Genomic DNA, 18,173 nt, shown 5'->3' with positions numbered 1-18,173 from the left:
ATAGCAGCTCTTGTTTTTTAAAAACCAAATTATTTCTATTTAACTCTTAGCTCCTGACCTATAGATAGCTCGTTACCTTTTAACTGATTCAAGCGTTTTAATTCTTTAACGGTTACGTCATACTTTTTTGAGATGGCATACAACGTTTCTTTAGGCTTTACTAAATGGTAATTTTTTCTATTCGCATCGCTTCTCAACTTTAACTCATCTCCTTCATGTATTGTGTTATCTGTAAGATTATTTAAAGCCTTTAACTCTTCTACAGAAATCTCATATTGTCTAGAAATTCCGTATAAGGTATCATCATCATCTACAGTATGTACTCCTTTTCTGTTAATTTTTTTTCTACGTTTAGTCTCATCTTTTAATTCTTGTACAACTTCTTTGACCTCTACTTTTTGAGTCATTTCAGCCGTATTTACTTTTCCTTTGAGCACCAATTCGTCATACTTGTACAACTTGTACTTTTCTATATAGCTGATTAGTTTGTTGGGGTATTTGGGGTCTGTGGCGTAACCTGCTTTTTTTAGACCTTTTGCCCACCCTTTGTAATCATCTTTTTTTAACTTGAACAAACTAGCGTACCTAAATCTTGTGGTTAAAAACAAAGAGTGATCTTGGTAAGAGGTAGCAGGATAGGTATACTTTCTAAAACATTCTCCTTTGGCATCATCATCGTGGTAAACCCTGCCTCCTTTCCAACCTTTGTGGCACTTAATCCCAAAATGATTGTTTGATTTTGAAGACAACTCACTTCTTCCGCTTCCGGATTCTAAAATACCTTGTGCTAAAGTAATACTTGCAGGGATGTTAAACTTTCTCATTTCTTCTATCGCCAACGGTGCGTACTGCTTAACGTAAGTTAGCGTGGTACTATTCAACTTACTTTTTGCGGATTTTTTTGTGACCACCACTACTTTTTCCACTTCCTTGACAACCTCTTTGGTAGGAACCACCTTTATTTCTTTGTGCGTAGCAACAACCGCTGGTTTTTTATGTTTTGATGTAACAACTTTTTTATTAGAGCCACAAGCACATAACAATAGTAAAGCAATGACAGTTAATCTTTTTATCATAAAATAATGGCTTTGTTCTTTAATTTTAATTGCGTGTTTATTCCTTGTATACCTTGTAATCCTCCTGTGTGTATTGCCAAAACACTGCTTCCTTTCACAAACTGATTATTTTTAATCATCTCCAAAACTCCAAACATCATTTTACCCGTATATATAGGATCCAAAGGAATATCCGTATCTTCTTTAAATTGGTTGATAAAATTAACTAATTCATCGGATACTTTCCCATATCCTTTAAAATGATAGTCCGAAACTATGTGCCAATTCTGTTTATTGGGTTGTAAGTTATTGATTTCGTCTTTTATCCAATCTCCTTTTAGAGCTGGAAAAACTAGCACTTGCTGATTTTTATTGGAGCTATTAATAATACCTGTAACAGTTCCACCAGTACCCATTGCGCAGGCAATATGCGAAAACTCACGGTCTTCATTTGTTAAAATTTCTTCACACCCTTTAATGGCTAACTCATTCGTTCCACCTTCTGGAATGATGTAACTTTCAGGATATTCTTTAATTATTTTTTCTATAAACTCCTCTTCTTTCTTATGTTGATACTCTTTTCTAGAAACAAATTTGAACTCCATTCCCAATTCAAAAGATTGTTTTAGTGTAGGATTCTGAGATAATGTTTTTCTTAAATCCTCTCCCAATTCTTCCCCTCGGATGATTCCCACAGTTTTAAAACCGTATTCTTTTCCCGCAGCAGCAGTTGCTAAAATATGATTGGAATAAGCTCCTCCAAAAGTAACGAGGCAACGCGTTGACATAGCTTTTGCCTGAATAATATTGTACTTTAATTTTCGGTATTTATTTCCTGAAATATATGGATGCAGTAAATCTTCTCTCTTTACATACAGTTCTAATCCTTTTTCTTGTAGAATTGGTAATTGAATTTGTATGTTTTTAGAGGTCATTAATTGTTAGTTATTATTTCGTTAATTGATTTACGATGTTTACTGCCACGTCATTTCTAGTAAAATCATTGAAATTTGATGTAACTTATTTTTGTATCGTGAAGCATTTATATTTTAGAACTACATTAAACTGATTAGTTCTCGATACATTTTTCTTCCGCTACGCTTCAAAAAATACTCAAACAGACACAAACACAAGTAAAGTTACAACTTAATACATTTTGTCTCTTAATTCGATTATAGTGAGGATGAAATACTAAAACAAGTTAGATATTACAAATATGCCAAATTGCTACTTGCATACTGTCAATTGTTCATTGCTAATTACCCTTCCCTTTCAGAAATTTCTTCATCTAACTCAAAAAGCTCCTCCATACAGGCATCCAACTCATCCTTTTTTGCTTGATATTTCTCAAAAAAAGTTCCATCAGCAGCATATTTTTCATAATCCTCAGCCAATTGATCATCCAACTTTTTTATCTCTTTCTCTAAATCAGCAATCGTACGTTCTATTTTGCTATACCTGTTCTTTATCTTTTTTAATTCTTTCTCTTCTTCTCTACTTAATTTTCCGGTTTTTTTCTCCGTAGATTTTTCCGAAGCTACTACTGTTTTCATCTCGGCAGCACGCATATCTTCTAGTTTATGCTCCTCCAAAAAGAAATCTAAATCCCCTAAATATTCCTTAATTAATTTATCTTTAAAATAGTAGACTTTTTCTGTTAAGCCTTGTAAAAAATCACGATCGTGCGATACTAGAATTAAAGTCCCTTCAAAGTTTTTTAATGCTTGTTTCAAAACATTTTTGGAAGCGATGTCTAAGTGATTTGTAGGCTCATCCATAATTAAAACATTGAACGGCTCCAATAACATTTTACATAACGCTAAACGATTTCGTTCTCCTCCAGAAAGCACTTTTACCTTTTTATCTACGTCATCTCCTTTGAACAAAAACGAACCCAACATATCTCGTACCTTGGCTCTGTTTCCGTCATTGGCCGCACTTTCCATAGTATCTAACAAAGTAATTTCGCCATCTAGATGCTCTGCTTGGTTTTGTGCAAAATACCCGATTTCTACATTATGCCCTAGCTTAAGGTGTCCTTCGTAATCTGTGTCACCTATCATCATTTTAGCTAAGGTTGACTTTCCTTGTCCATTTTGCCCAACAAATGCAATTTTTGAACCACGCTCTATCGATATTTCAACATTTGAAAGCACTTGTTTGTTACCGTAGTTTTTGGATAAATTTTCTGCTTCAACCACAACTTTACCTGGCTCTTTAGATAATGGAAAACGAACATTCATTACCGCATTATCTTCCCCATCTACCTCAATACGCTGAACCTTATCTAGCTGTTTTATTAGAGATTGTGCTAAAGATGCTTTGGTCGCTTTGTAACGAAAACGTTCTATCAACTCTTCTTTTGCCTTAATCTCTTTTTCCTGATTTTTTTGTGCCTGTAACTGTTTTTCTCTAATCTCGTCTCTTAACAACAAGAACTGAGAATAGGCTTTTTTATAATCGTAAATCTGTCCTAAAGAAATTTCTATGGTTCTGTTGGTTACATTATCTAAAAACATTTTATCGTGAGACACCAATACCACTGCACCGGCATAACCTCTTAAAAAATTTTCTAACCAAATAATAGATTCAATATCTAGGTGGTTGGTAGGCTCATCCAACAACAAAATATCATTTTGCTGTAATAATAACTTAGCCAATTCAATACGCATTCTCCAACCTCCAGAAAAAGTATCAGTAAGCTTTTGAAAGTCTTCTCTCTGAAAACCTAATCCTTGTAATATTTTTTCTGTTTCTCCTTGATAATTATACCCTCCTAACAACTCATATCTGGTAGTTTTCTCTTCTAGATCGTGAATTAAAGTATTGTAATATTCACTTTCATAATCAGTACGTTCGGCTAATTCTGCATTAATTTTCTCTATCTCTGCTTCTATCTTTTTAATTTCTTCAAAAGCTTGATATGCTTCCTCCAAAATAGTTCGACCAGGAATAAAATCGATATCCTGACGTAAGAAGCCTATTTGTATCTCTTTATCAAAAGCTAAAGTTCCTCCATCACTAGGAATGTCTTTGGATAGAACCTTTAGTAGCGTAGATTTCCCAGCTCCATTTTTCCCTACCAATCCTACTCTATCTCCTTTTTCTAGCTTAAAAGTGATTCCAGAAAAAAGATCAGTTCCGTTAAAAGTAATTGTTAAATTATGTGCGTTAACCATGTGTAACTTATGTTGCTTATATAAAAAAATACGGAGTATATTTGCCTAGCGCATTCACCTCCCAAAATAATCTTTAAAGTATTTAGAGATATTGCGAAAATACCATAAAATAAAGAACCATGTCTACAAAAAAAAGTAAACTGTACAGTATATTTAATTCCAAATGTCCACAATGTAGAGAAGGTGAATTTTTTGAAAACAAATTATCTTTTAATTTATTAAAAACTACAAAAACCAAAGACCACTGCCCAAACTGTAATTTAAAGTTTATGCGTGAACCTTCTTTTTTTTACGGAGCTATGTACGTGGGTTACGGTATAAGCGTTGCCTTAGCTATTGCCTTTTACATCGTTAGTGCCACCTTCTTTAACCTAAGCATTAAAGAAAGCTTAGTAGTAATCACAGTAGGTTTGGTTTTATTATCTCCATGGTCTTTAAGACTTGCAAGAGTCATCTGGATTCATTTGTTTATTAAATATGCTAAGAATCCTGAGAATAGAATTCAATAAACCTTTCGATACTTAATTCCTTATCTAAAGGCTCGTTGTTCTCTATATGGCGATACAATTTTTTGGCTGCCGTAGGAGCAATCATCACTCCACGGGTTCCCATTCCATTAAATACAATTAAGTTTTTATGTACAGGATGCATCCCTAACAAAGGCCTTCTATCTTTTACTGTAGGTCTTATTCCTCCAAATTGCTCTAATACCTCATAAGGGACGTTAATCATCGAATCTAGTTTTTCTAATAATTCTTTTCGCCCCTCAGGTGTGGGGTTTAAAGTTTTATCATTCCAATTAAAAGTAGCTCCTACCCAATAAACATCATCGGCCATAGGCAGCACAAATAGTGCAGATTTTATTTGTTGCGTTAACTTTAATGCTGGTGATTTGATAAACAACATTTCTCCTTTGGTTCCTGTTAAGGGCAAATACTTAAAAAAGGGGTTTTCTTTCAAACCGTACCCTTCTGCAAACACAATTTTTTGAGCTATGATATCTCCAAAAGTAACATTATCTAGAGTTACTTTTAATTCCTCGTACACAAATGGTATTTCTAAAAACTGATTTTTATTTTTTAAGTAGGCCTTGTAATCGTTTAACACATCTTTTACCAAAACCCTTCCTGTGCCTTTTACTTGTCCAAAACCTTCAAAATAGTTAATTCCTTTAATTGGATCTTTTATAATTTTAGGATTCATATGTTTCTCCAACAAAGGATGATCGCAAGCCATAAACCAATTATTCTGATCTTCTACCGATTTAAAAACTTTTAAGGTTTCAAAAAAGGATAAATAATCATTATCAAGCCTTTTAGATACATCATTGTAAAACGGAAATAAATTCGCCAGTTGCTCATCGGCATTCCATACGGGTGTAAAACGTTTGAGAATTAAGGGATTAAAAACCCCTGCTGCCACACGAGACGATACTTGAGAAGCATCATCAATCACTACAAAAGAGTGCCCATGATCCTCTAATTGTTTGACCATAGCCAATCCTGCCAGTCCAAAACCTACGACGATATAATCTACTTTCATACTTGCAAATTTACGATTTTAAGAAATCGTGAGATATTAAATTCCAACTTATTAATTATGAGTATATTTGCTACTCAAACGTATCAACCCTCTACTTTTTTTCAAGAATATCTACTTATGAAGAAAAAACTAACCATTAAAGACATTGCTAAAGAACTAAAAGTATCCATATCTACGGTTTCTAAAGCTTTAAATGATAGTCATGAGATTGCTGATATTACCAAGAAACGTATTCAAGCCTATGCTAAGGAAAACAACTACAAGCCTAACTTTAACGCCCTTAGCTTAAAAAACAAAAAAACAAAAACCATTGCAGTTTTAATTCCTAACATGCTTAAATACATTTATGCACAAGTTTTTAATGGAATAGAACAGGTTGCCAACGAACTTGGATATAAAATAATCACCTGCGTGTCTAACGAAAAAACTACCAAGGAAATTGAAATATTAGAGATGTTATCTAACGGTAGTATTGATGGTTTTATAATTTCTCCAGCTTTAGAAACAAGCATCTCTAAAGATTATCAGCATTTTCAAAACGTAATAGATGAGGGGTTTCCTATTGTGATGTTTGATAGAATTCCCAAAGAATTAGAATGTGACAAAGTAACCATTAAAAACCACAAAGCTACGTTTAATGCTGTGGAACATTTAAAAAACACGGGGTGTCAAAATATTGCTTTTGTTTCTACTCACAAAAAATTAACGAGTACAAAAAAAAGAAAGAAGGGATACTTAAAAGCTTTAGAAGAATTCAACTTACCTATTAACGATGATATTGTAGTTGACTTGACAGACATTAACTATAAAGAATACGAAAAAGCCTTAACTCCAATTTTAGAAGGGCATAAAGTAGATGGAGTAATTACTACGAATGAAGCTACAGGTATTGCCGTGCAAAAAGTAGCTCAGAAACTAGGGTATAAAATTCCGGAAAATTTTTCCGTGATTGCTTTTTCTAATGGAATTTTAGCGAGACACGCTAGCCCGCAAATGACCACTATAAGTCAGCATGGGGAGAAAATGGGAGCAAAAGCTGCCAAATTATTAATTCAGCGAATTAAGGAGGAGCAGGAAAATCCTACGTACGAAACAAAAATTATTAAGACCGACTTGGTAATGAGATCTTCAACAAAAAAGTTTTTAAAGCTGAATTATAAGTAATCTTTACTGCCGAACAACTAAATATTACTATTGAACACATAAAAACTGCGGTTTCTACAGATATTTGCCGTTACAATATTAATATTAGACCATGATTAGATTATTACCCGTTATTTTTGCGTTTTTTGCATGTACTTTAACACATGCACAATCAACAGCTAAAAACATTAATGTTATTTTTCTTGCTGGCCAATCCAATATGGTTGGGTATGGAGTATATGATGACTTAACTCAAGCAGATAAAAATAGAGTTGATGCAGTAGCCAGTAGAGTAACCGTGAGCAAACAAGTTCAGAATCTGAATGTTTTTTCTGCTCCCTTAGGTATCAACAAGCCTTGGCAACCTACCATTAAAATAACTAGATTTGGACCAGAATTATTTTCTGCTATAAAATTAGCAGAAGACAATCCAACTGAAGAGTATTTATTTATAAAAACAGCATGGGGAGGTTCTTCTTTATATGGAGCATGGAGTAACAATTGGACTCAAGAGAAAGCAGAATTTATAGAATCAGGTAGCATCAAAAGAACAACTCAGTTCTACCAATTGCATACGCAACATATTCAAGATGCATTGAAAAAAATAACCGATGCAGGTAACACTTACACCATTTTAGGGATGTTTTGGATGCAAGGGGAAAATGATGCTCTAAAAATTGAAGCTATTAATAGTTACGAGGCAAATTTAACGAGCTTTATTAATGCTTATAGAACTACTTTTAATCTTCCTAATATGCCATTCATAGCAGGTCAAATAAACTCTAGATATGGAGTTTCTGGAGGAGCTGCAACGATTAGACAAGCGTTTTTAAATGTAGAAGCAGCTATGGATGATGTTAAAATTATAAGAACTGTTGCGGATCCTACATTAACATGGGCAGACTACCCTAAAGTGGACGATAACGTTCATTACAACAACGAGGGGCAAAAACGTTTAGGAACTGAATTTGCTAATCAATTGGTACAGTCTAGCTCAACTCTTTCTGTTAAAGAAAACAACCGCGATTTTCAAAAAAAAAATCCCTTTAAATTAACTACAAATTCTAATAGTTTTTCAATAACAAATTTAAAAGATGCTACAATTAGCGTTTACACTTTTAATGGAGAAAAACTATCAGAATACTCGCTTAGCAAAGAGGGGAATTTTGTTTCTGACAACTATAATCCGGGGATTTATCTGATTTCCATTAAAAAAGGAAACGATTTATTTTCAACAAAAATAGTTCTTAATTAAGAACTTCTTTATCATAATTATCCATCAGAAAAAACAGGATTTGACTAAATTCAAATCCTGTTTTTTTGTGGGCTTTTCTAAAAAACTACTTATTGCAGTATTCTATTGAATCAGCTACAAGTTTGTTTTTAATGTAGGTTATACTCATAATGATTGAACATCAATTTTGACCTCAACCTCTTCCTACGATAACAACTGTTTTACTACTGCTGAAATTGTTTTTCCGTCAGCTTTACCAGCTAGTTCTTTAGAAGCCATTCCCATAACTTTCCCCATGTCTTTCATAGAAACTGCTCCTGTTTTGGCTATTAGATTTGCCACTACTGTTTTTATTTCTTCTTCACTTAATTGCGCTGGCAAGAATTGAGTGATAATTGCTGCTTGGGCTAATTCTGGCTCAGCTAAGTCTGCCCTACCTTGTTCTGTATATAAAGCTGCAGAGTCCTTACGTTGTTTTACCAACTTCTGTAATAGCTTTATTTCCGATTCTTCCGAAATTTCTTCTTTAGCTCCACTCTCCGTTTGTGCTAATAAAATAGCCGATTTTATAGCTCTTAAAGATTCTAAGGCAACTGTATCTTTAGCTTTCATGGCTTCCTTCATTTTAACCATGATGTTTTTTGATAAACTCATTATTATTTCTTTTTGATAATTGACACGCTAAAATATTAAAATAAGAACTGACTGATGTTTTTTAAATTGTCAATTTTTCATATTTGTTTGCAAATAGTCATAACTGTTAACTGTCTAAAATAAAAAATCCAGTTTCAGAGCTGGATTTTTTAATCTGCATTATCATATAAATCAAGTCGTTTTTTCTGACATAAACCACATTTGAATTGTTCTAATTTTTCTTAGAGATTGACACAGCCACTATTACAGTCTCTGTCGTAATTACTCGGATTGCAAATCCGAGGTGACTGGGTGCTTTTGTTACCAAAAGAAAAACACCGTCAATTCTTTAAGACATAAAAGATCTAAAGCTTAAAAACTTTAGATCTCAAATTTTTAATTCGGAGAGAAATTTTTAGCTAAATAGAAGGTTTGCCAACTATTATCTTGCGATGATTTAATTTTTAGCTTATTATTATCAAACTCAAACAAATAACAAATATATTCAGTACTTATATGACTCCCTGATGATATAACTCCAATTTTAGAAGAGTTAAAATTACCGCCTATCTCACAATCTTCAGAAACATAATACTTTTCATATCCTACTTGATTACGATTTGTAAACAAAATGAAATCACCCGTATTCTTAAAAAGTAACACAATTTTATTACCTGGTCCAGAACTCCAATAATTATCTATTAGTTTGCTTTGAGAAGTTTGAGAATTCATGTTTTGGATTGTCAACAATGTCATTAAGCAAATTATGCGTTTTAGATATTTCACTTTTTAATTTTTATAATATAGAATAGAAAAAGAGCTATTACAATTAAGCAAGTTAAGATTACTCTTCCTTTTTTCTTTTCTTTATTTGTTAAGGTTATTTTTTTTATATAATCAAAATTTATAACATACGGAGATATGATACCTCCTATAATTATAGCAGAAGTTATAGTAATTAATATTTTACTGAATTTTAATTTTACACTAAGTAAATCAGCTAATATTATAACTATATACAATACTAACAAACACACACATAGTGATGCTTCAAAACCAAATTGGTCTTTCACAAATTTATCAGGGAGAGCTCCATTTTTAGCCGTCTTAAAGGAAGATTTGTAAATTGAATACATCAAATATTTGAAAAACAAACTCATATTGTTAAATTATAAAATTTCTTGTATCAATCCTAAGACACCACTTCCTGAATCGCACAATCTATTGATTCTTTTAATTTCTTCGCAGCATCTTTAAACGCTCTGTCTATTATTTTTTCTCATTTTCATCTTTATATAATTCTTCTAACATCAATAATAAGTTTAAAATCAGTCGCTTCGGATTTGCAATCCGAATACACACACTGGCAAGATAAAGCTGATATTCCTGTTTTCGTTAAACGTTCTAAACTCTTGTAATTATCTCAGTAGAATATAATCATTGTAAAAGGTTTGTATCCTTCTGTTTTTACTAGATTCCGATAAGTAATCCTTAGTCATCTCGGATTATAAATCTGGGACGACTAATGATTACTTATCAATAAATTTCGAGTTTTATTATAACTAAAAATTATCAAATGTAACATCTTTACTTATTCTCCTTAAGTAAAGTTTTGTTGGTACTATCGTATTCTCACCGAAAGCATAAGTAGGATTGTACATATAAACCAATGCTAAATCATCCTCGACAATCTCCATTTCAAACCTAGTAACGTATGGTCTAGCTCCAGAAATAAATAAAACTACATCCTTGTCAATCCAAGAAGTACCTGCCTCAGTAAAATCCCAATCATCTAGGCTGTTGATATCCTTTATTGAGTTGTCACGCAATGAATAATAAGTAAATGTTCTATACATATCGAAATAATTTGTTCCATATGGATCCTTAGTTTTTTTAGTATCAATGATGATTCGTAGGGTTTGCCTAGCATCTTCGTATTCCCACGTACCAACTAAATGTCCTGTTATTTTGGGAGATGATTTATAATAGTTGTTTCCTTGTTCGTGATTGGGAAGTCCACTATAATTGTCAATTATATAAGTTCTTTCTTGTGAGAAACAAGACATGGAAATCGTTAATAATAATAATATATATATTGCTTTCATAATCTATTTACATTTTTCTTTTTTAACTTCATCGTCAATTTTTCACCTAAATTTATCAACGTCAGCAATAATTTACAAGTAGTCTTTTCTTGTTCCTCTTTGCTAGTTTCTTGTGCGGTTTTTGGTCTTAAAACTAAGGACATAGGAGGGGTTATTTCTTTCCAAGCGTCAATATTCATCTACATCTGCTAGTAAGTAAGCCCATTATAAGTTTGTTTACTAAAATTCATTCCTAGTATTTGATAGTTTAAATCTGGATATTTGGTATAGTATTCGTTTTTATATGAAGTTAAAATTAGGCAAAAGAAATTGTTACTTATAATTTAAACCACATTCGAACCAATCTAATTTCTCTTAGATATTGACACCGTCACCATTATAATCGCTACCACAATTATTCGGATTGCAAATCCGAAGTGACTGGAGCTTTTGGCATACTTTAAAACCTTTTCGTAATCATCTCCGTCTACACATTTTTACAATTTCTCTACGGGTATTTTCAAACAATCCTTTGGCTGTACGTGGAATATCTCTTAAAGCTACTTTCTCTAGATCTTTTTTCTTACAACCAACAACAATTATTAGCAACAAACCAAATAATATAATCTTATGTTTCGTGTTTATTTAATTTTTACGGACAACCCATTGCTTCTCTTAAGCATCTATCAAATAAGATTTTATCTTTAAATATAATTCAGCTACTTGAGCGGTATTAGATATTTTACTCAACTCATCCAGAGTATTTATCCTTTTCCTCACCGGAAAGATTATCTAAATATACATTCGTACTTTCAGCTCTCCATATGCAAATCGAAAAACCTGAAGAATATCTTTCTCTATTGTGTCCAAATAAGGGTTTATCTAGTCCTTCCAAAATAATAATGAGTTGCACTATGCTAATGAAAAAAACTTTATTGTTTTACAAGTATAGTTAGTTTCGTCGGTAAAATCTGATTTTCAATCCCAGTACTACAATAATTTGGATCAGATGCCCATGGTGCATTAGGAGATAGGAAAAAATACAATTTTGTAGGATCCTGATTTTTATACCTAACGAAGATTTCACCTGACTGCCCACAGCTACTAGATCTACCTTTATAACCAAACAAATACCAAGTATTGTCTTTGGTAAAGTAATCTCCCTCGCATATTAGCTTGCTTGTGCGAGGTATACCAAAGGTATTCTCTGTGATATTATTTGATGCATTTGTAATTTTATATCTTAATACTAAGATGTCTATTCTAAATTCATCTGTGTTGATTGTCTCTTTTTGTATATTTACAAATAATTTATTATCACCAAAGGTACCTTTCCAACTTCCAACATATGTATCTAAAAGGTGATTTATATCCTTAACATAACAATTGTCTTCCTCCTCGATATCACTATTATACAATTCTTCCAAAGGAATGATGCATTGGCAGTATGAATTACTAACACCAATTAAGCTGACTGTAGCAACTACTATTAGTCTCAAAAATTTGATTTTGTTTATTATTTGCATGGTACCTCGTTTTTAACGTCTTTTATTTTGTTATTATTATCTCTCATTGGAGTAATCTTTTGTATAATATTGTCTTCACTCTTCTTATACAAGGAAATATTATTGGGGTCTAAACCCATCTTTTTTTCCAAAAATTTGTAAAACGCCTTTTCTATAGATTTACCAGCCGATTTATACCTCGTACTTCTCCTGAAGTCTCTGTTTAAGTCCTCAAAATTATATTTTAAATCCGAATAATTTGGAATATTATTTATATCACCAGAATATCTTAAATCATAACTCCCCGTGCTAGAAAGCATTCCTACACCTACTTCATTGATATCAATATCTTTATTTAATCTAGCTTGATTTATAAGTAATATTAAGTTGTAGACATCTCTCGGAGAAAACATTCGTATAGGTACAAACATTTTCAATCCATCTCCTGTATCTATAGGATCGTTCAAGTGGGTATGATTCATATAAATTACATTAACTAAATTCCCGTATTTAAAGAATGCCCTCCTCGTTTATCAGAAGCACGCAAATCGATAATAGAATCCTCGCTTCCATCTCTATTTCTTCTTACTTTATATCCTACTTCCTTACTTGATGAAAAATTTTCATCAGTAGCTAATTCTCTATCTTTCCTAGATAGCTTTTCATTATTGTTATGTTTCTTTATTGCTTCACAAGGAGTTTTTGGCTTATGATCTTCTGGCTCCTCGGGGTCAGGATTTTCTCGGCAACCATTATCTACAACATTTGGATTATCTAAAAAAACTTGACTGCTCTGTTTTGGTGTTGTTTGAGCAAACATTTCTTCAGGTTTCTGAGAAACAGAAACAAATTGCACCTTGCTACAAGGATTGGGACTAGGACTTTCAGGTCCAGAACCACTATCAATAGGCCCGTTATTATCACAATCACCGTCGCACGTGCATGGGTCGTAGTTGACTCCCTCGCATTCAGCAACGTCATCCAAAGGATTTGTGTCTAAACCAATGTCATTAATATTATTCGAACCTCCATCGTCTAAGGGTTCTTTTCGATGTCGCCAAGGTAGATCGTCTTTGGTACTGTGACAACTTCTACCGAAATTACAACCATGACTATTAGAACCTCCATAGTCATTAGAATCACCATGCCATTGTTCTGAGTTACGGCCTGAGTCTGGTGACGTTGGCCCTCTACTGATGGAGTTAGAAGGCCCAGTATAATTGTCGTAATCATCAAAACTTTCTCCTCCAAAACAAAATAAAGGATCACATGAACAATCGAAACAATCATCACTCCACTCATCATTTTAAGCATATCCATTATTTACAAAAAGCATAGTACCTATTAAAAATAGAGAAAATAAATGCCTTAATTTAAATATGTTTTTCATTTTTTTTTTAGCTTATTTTATTGTTTAACTACTATTCTAGTATGCACTTTGCTGTCCGTAATTACTTTAACTACATACATACCGTTGGGTAAGTCACTTGCATTTACTGTGTAAGTTTGATTACCTGCTTGTAGTTGCTTCCCATGCTCTACGATTTTGGTTTGTCCGTTGTTAATCCCTGTTAGTTTAACTTGAATAGTTTCTGCTTGTTCCAATTCAAAATTAATGTACAACTGATTTTCAAAAGGAACTGGATATAATTTGATAAACTCGTGCTTTTGCTCTGCTAAGGCCACCAATTTTTTCTTGTTCCTCTCTGCTAATTTCTTTTGCAGTCTTTGGTCTTAAGACTAAAGACGTAGGAAGAGCTATTTCTTTCCAAACGTCAATATATGCATCTACATCTGCTAGTAAGTATGTAAGCCCATTATAAGTTTGTTTCTCTTGGATATTGACATATCACTATTATAATCGCTGCCATAATTATTTGGATTATAAACTCGAAGTGACCGGGTAACACTTTAAAACACAAAAAACCAAAAAACTAATCTTAGGCTTTTGCTATAAAGCCATTATAAATGGTAATTAAACTTTTGTCTATCTTATTCTCTTCGTAAATACTCTACAAACGTTAATATTACGCTAAACTAAATGAGAATATGTGTGGAGATTGGCTATAATACAATTGGTTATTGAATAAACTTATAACAAAACTAGCAAGAAAAACATTTAAGGCATAACTACAAACTCTATTTTAGTTATCAACCTTGTATTTTTATCAAATTTTATTAATAGAAAATTTTCGTGATTTAAAAAGGTATTAGAAGAGTTAGGGTTTAACTGAAAGATTATAGAATTCTCTTTGTTAATATTAAAATTCTCTAAAGAATCTATCGTTCCCCCTAGTTTAACACTTTTACCCAGAATAGAAATCTGAATATTATCCGACAGGACATTGATACTCGATATTTCATAACCTGATGGATAATTATATTCTGATGGATAAGAATGAAATAGGAAATTTATTTTTAAATCATTAGAAAAAACTTCCCTATAGTTATCGGGAATATTTGTTTCAGAATATTGAAAGTTAGTATTGAATAAATTATTTAGACTTTGATGCAAACCTTTGGTATCATTAATTGAACTAAGAGCTACATTGTTTATCTTAATACTACTATAATCTTCAAGTGTTAATAAATTCCTATTAACCTGAGATTCAACACATGACGAAAACAAAATCATCATTACAAATATTCTATTTAAAATTATTTTTTTCATCTTATTTATTAATTACAATTAGTAGTTGGATTCCCTTCTGAATCAAAAGTTGTTGTTAAATAGTTCTCTGGATTTATGGTATTACCATTACTATCTTTCATTTTTATATGCAAATGAGATTCAGCATATCCATCCTCTATGGCCTCTTTCAAATTTCCAGAATCTCCTTGATATCCTATAATATCACCAGCATTAATAGCCCCACTAACCCTGCCAGATTTTTGCAAATGAAAATATTGTATTGAAACTGACTCCCCATCTATAACAGCTGTTTGATAAACAATCCAACCTGCACTAGTGTAATAGCTACTTATTGAAGTCGCAGTTCCATCAAACATGGCGTAAATAGGATCTCCATATTCTGATTTAATATCTAAACCTCCATGAAACTTAGTCCCACCTGATCTTGTGTAACCATATCTACCTCCACTAATTCCTGAATTAGTTTGCGGAGCTATCTCAGGATTTTTTATAGGATCTCCTTCGCACGGTTCTGGTTCTGGTTCTGGTTCTTCGTCACATGAATTGTCACAGGTACAATCCCAATTATCGCCTTCGCATGGCCCATCTTCCTGTGATATACATGAATTATCGCAAGTACAGTCCCAATTACCACCTTCGCATGGTCCACAGAAAACATCATCGCAAGAACAACTAATACACTCTTCTTCTTCCTCTTCTTCCTCACAATTCACACAACCCAAATCCACAGGATCTAACTCTTCACACCAAGCGGGTTCACACTCACAATCAAAACAATCTTCATCATCTTCTTTATCTTGTGTATATCCATTATTTACAAAGAGCATAGTACTCATTAAAAATAGATAAAACAAATGTCTCAGTATAAATATATTTATCATTTTTCTTAGCTTGCATTATTGTTTTAACTACTATTCTAGTATGTACTTTGCTATCTGTAATTACTTTAACTATATACAACCCATTGGGTAAGTCACTTGTATTTACTGTATAAGTTTGGTTACCTGCTTGTAGTTGCTTGCCATGTTCTACAATCTTAGTTTGTCCGTTGTTAATCCCTGTTAGTTTAACTTGAATGGTTTCTGCTTGTTCTAATTTAAAATTAATGTACAACTGGTTCTCAAAAGGAACTGGGTATAACTTAATAAACTCGTGCTTTTGCTCTGCTAAGGCCACCAATTTTCTTGTTTCTCTTTGCTGATTTCTTTTGCAGTCTTTGGTCTTAAGACTAAAGACGTAGGAGGAGCTATTTCTTTCCAAACGTCAATATATGCATCTACATCTGCTAGTAAGTATGTAAGCCCATTATACGTTTATTTGCTAAAATCCATCCTAACATTTGGTAGGCTGAATTTGGATATTTAGGATGGTATTAGTTTCAATATGAAATCAAAATCAGGTAAAAGTGAATTGTTGTTTTCTAATTTAAACTACATAAGACTCATCCCAAATTCCCTTAGAGATTGACACACTCACTGTTATGGTCACTATCGTAGTTATTCGGATGAAAATCCGAAGTGACTAATAAACAATCCTTGATCTAATTGCTAATAGAACTGTCGAGCTTTTTGGGAGTAGGTCGAGGTGAATACAAAGTATCTCGACTTGTTCCTATTTCAATTAATCGCTTTGCTGCACCTCTGATTCTAGTAAAATACAGACCTGAAAATCTAAAGGCATTCGAATGAGTTAAATACCAACTATTTTTAAAGTATTTAACGTATAACATAGGATATTCTTTATAAACTACCGTTTCAAAGCATCCATATCTAACAGAATCAACTTTCAAAACAAAACTATTCTTATTCTGCGGAAAAATTATATCTAAACGATAAGGATAAATTTTAATCAAACCATCTTCTTCTATTAAAGTTTCAGTATTGATAGAATCTCTTTTATAAAATTGACCGTCTATAGTTATTTCAAAATTATCTTTTACCTCAGAATAAAAAAACAAATGAAATGCGTTCTCATCAATATTGAATTTTTCTAATGAAAAAATCATTTTTGAATTGTTGGCTGTTTCATTAACGTAGTAGTGATAAATTATGTTTACTCCACATTCGCTTTGTCTGTCGTTTATGCTCTGAGAGAAAGTATAAGTTCCGAATATTATTGCAAAAATAATACTGAATTTGAGATTATATATTGCAGTTATTTTCATTTTCTTCTTTTGTTTTATATTTTCCCAGTCGCTCAGTCGCTTCGGATTTGCAATCCGAATACACACGCTGGCAAGATAATACTGATATTCCTGTTTTCGTTAAACGTTCTAAACTCTTGTAATTATCTCAATAGAATATGAATATTATAAAAGGTTCGCATCCTTCTGTTTTTACTAGATTTCGATAAGTAATCCTTAGTCATTTCGGATTACAAATTCGAGGTAACTAATAATTTTCATTTGAAAAATTACTTAAAAAAACACCCTACAATTACTGTCACGTTTTATAAAGGGATCAAACTAATATCACACGTATTATCACTTTTTTTAGCATAGATTTTCTTAACATACTTTTGATAGCCTTCTGCTTTGATAATCACTATAATCAAAGCTCCTTTATCAAAATCTAAGGAAAATTCTCCACTACTATCCGTGGGTAATTTAATTCTTTCAAAATCTGCATAACTATCATCTCTACTACCATCCCATTTCCAACATTCAACCTTTAGTTCTGATTCTTTTAGAACTACGCGTTCATTAGTAAACTTATCTTTAATTGTTCCTTTTATAGATAGGTTATTTACATCCTTTTTAGAACATGAAACCATAAAACTTAACATCGTTAACATTAATAATAAATTTCTCATAATGTTTACTTTTTTATTCTTCACAACCTTTAACATGATTTGTAATTTGATTTTTAAATAAATTCATTGTTTCTTCTGAGTCTTGAATGTTATTCAGTCACTTCGGATTCGCAATCCGAATGCCGTTATAGAAAACCATCTAGACTTACACTCAAAATAAAGATTTAGACCTATATAACTGCATAATTACCCTTATAGGTATAAAATTTATAGACCTCAATAAGTATCAGCCAACATAAAAAACATAACCTTGAGTAAAAATCGCCAATAGTATGACCAAGATGTAAAAAATCAGCCTAAAACAAAAAAATCCAGCTTTAAAGCTGGATTTATC

General features: G+C 32.3%; 19 protein-coding genes. 3 read left to right on the top strand and 16 right to left on the bottom strand.

Going from position 1 to position 18,173, the window contains the following annotated elements:
* Positions 1 to 35 precede the first annotated feature (35 nt).
* The 3 genes from ACXGQW_RS07925 to abc-f form a co-directional block, all read right to left on the bottom strand.
* Positions 36 to 1,076, bottom strand: a complete 1,041-nt coding sequence (locus ACXGQW_RS07925) for a glucosaminidase domain-containing protein (protein ID WP_457821743.1) — start codon at positions 1,074 to 1,076, stop codon at positions 36 to 38.
* Positions 1,073 to 1,990, bottom strand: coding sequence for a 1-aminocyclopropane-1-carboxylate deaminase/D-cysteine desulfhydrase (locus ACXGQW_RS07920; RefSeq protein ID WP_457821741.1), 918 nt, complete (start codon positions 1,988 to 1,990; stop codon positions 1,073 to 1,075). The genes ACXGQW_RS07925 and ACXGQW_RS07920 overlap by 4 nt, the downstream gene beginning before the upstream one ends.
* A gap of 324 nt (positions 1,991 to 2,314) precedes the next feature.
* Entirely contained in the window at positions 2,315 to 4,234 is a 1,920-nt protein-coding gene (gene abc-f / locus ACXGQW_RS07915) for a ribosomal protection-like ABC-F family protein (protein ID WP_457821739.1), read from the bottom strand.
* 119 nt (positions 4,235 to 4,353) lie between these two features.
* Between abc-f and ACXGQW_RS07910 the strand changes: the two genes are divergently transcribed.
* Entirely contained in the window at positions 4,354 to 4,743 is a 390-nt protein-coding gene (locus ACXGQW_RS07910; protein WP_457821737.1) for a DUF983 domain-containing protein, read from the top strand.
* On the opposite strand, the gene ACXGQW_RS07905 is transcribed toward ACXGQW_RS07910, so the two are convergent.
* A complete protein-coding gene (locus ACXGQW_RS07905) occupies positions 4,715 to 5,776 on the bottom strand; it encodes an NAD(P)/FAD-dependent oxidoreductase (RefSeq protein ID WP_457821735.1) in 1,062 nt (353 codons plus the stop codon). The genes ACXGQW_RS07910 and ACXGQW_RS07905 overlap by 29 nt on opposite strands.
* A 57-nt stretch (positions 5,777 to 5,833) precedes the next feature.
* On the opposite strand from ACXGQW_RS07905, the gene ACXGQW_RS07900 reads away from it, so the two are divergent.
* On the top strand, positions 5,834 to 6,940 hold the full coding sequence (locus tag ACXGQW_RS07900) for a LacI family DNA-binding transcriptional regulator (RefSeq protein WP_457821733.1): 1,107 nt from the start codon (positions 5,834 to 5,836) through the stop codon (positions 6,938 to 6,940).
* A 91-nt stretch (positions 6,941 to 7,031) separates the two neighbouring features.
* Complete coding sequence (locus tag ACXGQW_RS07895) at positions 7,032 to 8,174, top strand: sialate O-acetylesterase (RefSeq protein ID WP_457821731.1); 1,143 nt, start codon at positions 7,032 to 7,034, stop codon at positions 8,172 to 8,174.
* Positions 8,175 to 8,357: 183 nt separating this feature from the next.
* On the opposite strand, the gene ACXGQW_RS07890 is transcribed toward ACXGQW_RS07895, so the two are convergent.
* The 12 genes from ACXGQW_RS07890 to ACXGQW_RS07835 form a co-directional block, all read right to left on the bottom strand.
* Positions 8,358 to 8,807: a GatB/YqeY domain-containing protein gene (locus ACXGQW_RS07890; protein WP_457821729.1), complete on the bottom strand. Its 450-nt coding sequence runs from the start codon at positions 8,805 to 8,807 to the stop codon at positions 8,358 to 8,360.
* Between the two features lie 375 nt (positions 8,808 to 9,182).
* Entirely contained in the window at positions 9,183 to 9,518 is a 336-nt protein-coding gene (locus ACXGQW_RS07885; protein ID WP_457821727.1) for a hypothetical protein, read from the bottom strand.
* A gap of 830 nt (positions 9,519 to 10,348) precedes the next feature.
* The gene (locus ACXGQW_RS07880; protein WP_457821725.1) at positions 10,349 to 10,891 is read right to left on the bottom strand and encodes a DUF6705 family protein; all 543 of its coding nucleotides are present in this window, start codon (positions 10,889 to 10,891) and stop codon (positions 10,349 to 10,351) included.
* A 911-nt stretch (positions 10,892 to 11,802) separates the two neighbouring features.
* Positions 11,803 to 12,396 carry a hypothetical protein gene (locus tag ACXGQW_RS07875; RefSeq protein WP_457821723.1) on the bottom strand — a complete coding sequence of 198 codons (594 nt, stop codon included), beginning with the start codon at positions 12,394 to 12,396 and terminating at the stop codon, positions 11,803 to 11,805.
* The gene (locus ACXGQW_RS07870; RefSeq protein WP_457821721.1) at positions 12,387 to 12,857 is read right to left on the bottom strand and encodes a hypothetical protein; all 471 of its coding nucleotides are present in this window, start codon (positions 12,855 to 12,857) and stop codon (positions 12,387 to 12,389) included. The genes ACXGQW_RS07875 and ACXGQW_RS07870 overlap by 10 nt, the downstream gene beginning before the upstream one ends.
* 14 nt (positions 12,858 to 12,871) lie before the next feature.
* Complete coding sequence (locus ACXGQW_RS07865) at positions 12,872 to 13,360, bottom strand: hypothetical protein (protein WP_457821719.1); 489 nt, start codon at positions 13,358 to 13,360, stop codon at positions 12,872 to 12,874.
* Between the two features lie 422 nt (positions 13,361 to 13,782).
* Complete coding sequence (locus ACXGQW_RS07860) at positions 13,783 to 14,061, bottom strand: T9SS type A sorting domain-containing protein (RefSeq protein ID WP_457821717.1); 279 nt, start codon at positions 14,059 to 14,061, stop codon at positions 13,783 to 13,785.
* Positions 14,062 to 14,494: 433 nt separating this feature from the next.
* Complete coding sequence (locus tag ACXGQW_RS07855; RefSeq protein WP_457821716.1) at positions 14,495 to 15,046, bottom strand: hypothetical protein; 552 nt, start codon at positions 15,044 to 15,046, stop codon at positions 14,495 to 14,497.
* 8 nt (positions 15,047 to 15,054) lie between these two features.
* A complete protein-coding gene (locus tag ACXGQW_RS07850) occupies positions 15,055 to 15,864 on the bottom strand; it encodes a M23 family metallopeptidase (RefSeq protein ID WP_457821714.1) in 810 nt (269 codons plus the stop codon).
* Positions 15,839 to 16,288 carry a T9SS type A sorting domain-containing protein gene (locus tag ACXGQW_RS07845; protein WP_457821712.1) on the bottom strand — a complete coding sequence of 150 codons (450 nt, stop codon included), beginning with the start codon at positions 16,286 to 16,288 and terminating at the stop codon, positions 15,839 to 15,841. The genes ACXGQW_RS07850 and ACXGQW_RS07845 overlap by 26 nt, the downstream gene beginning before the upstream one ends.
* A 280-nt stretch (positions 16,289 to 16,568) precedes the next feature.
* Entirely contained in the window at positions 16,569 to 17,192 is a 624-nt protein-coding gene (locus ACXGQW_RS07840; protein WP_457821710.1) for a hypothetical protein, read from the bottom strand.
* A 284-nt stretch (positions 17,193 to 17,476) separates the two neighbouring features.
* Complete coding sequence (locus ACXGQW_RS07835; protein WP_457821708.1) at positions 17,477 to 17,839, bottom strand: hypothetical protein; 363 nt, start codon at positions 17,837 to 17,839, stop codon at positions 17,477 to 17,479.
* Positions 17,840 to 18,173: the final 334 nt, after the last annotated feature.

This window comes from Wenyingzhuangia sp. IMCC45533, from assembly GCF_054111225.1.
Note: the sequence above shows the minus strand (reverse complement) of the source record. Positions and strands in the feature narration are given on the sequence as shown.